Here is a 526-nt window from a genome sequence, read left to right as displayed (position 1 = left end):
CAGGTCAGCCTGCGGCGACCGGACGGAACCGTCGAGACCCGGCCCATCGCCGGCCCCCGGGAGCTGGCCGAGGTGCTGGACCGGGTCTTCGGCCTGACCTCGCCCGCGCCGCTGGACGCGATCTGGGCGCGATTGCCGAAGGCCTGAGCCTCATTCCCCTTGACGCCCGGTGAGCCGGGGGCGACCTTGCCGGCAAATATAAACACCGATCAGGAAGGATGACGCCATGGCCGATGGTTCGCTGCCCGGCGTGGGCTCGCTCAAGGGCAAGGTCAGCGAGGCCGAGTGGAAGGCGCGGGTCGATCTGGCCGCGCTCTACCGGCTGGTGGCGCTGCACGGGTGGGACGACATGATCTTCACCCACATCTCGGCCCGCATTCCGGGGCCTGAGCACCACTTCCTGATCAATCCCTACGGCTTCTACTTCGACGAGATCACGGCCTCGTCGCTGGTGAAGGTCGATTTGGAAGGGAATATTGTCCAGGACACGCCCTATTTCATCAATCCGGCGGGCTTCACGATCCAC

Annotated in this window: 1 protein-coding gene; it reads left to right on the top strand. The window is 65.8% G+C overall.

The features are described 5' to 3' along the window. Positions 1 to 226: 226 nt before the first annotated feature. A partial coding sequence (locus D1614_RS28850) for a class II aldolase/adducin family protein (RefSeq protein ID WP_175579326.1) occupies positions 227 to 526 on the top strand: 300 nt, incomplete at its 3' end.

It is taken from the genome of Maribellus luteus (assembly GCF_003576475.1).
Taxonomy (GTDB): Bacteria; Bacteroidota; Bacteroidia; order Bacteroidales; family Prolixibacteraceae; genus Draconibacterium; species Draconibacterium luteum.
The sequence above is the reverse complement of the archived record's forward strand: the minus strand, read 5'-3'. Positions and strand labels throughout refer to the sequence as shown.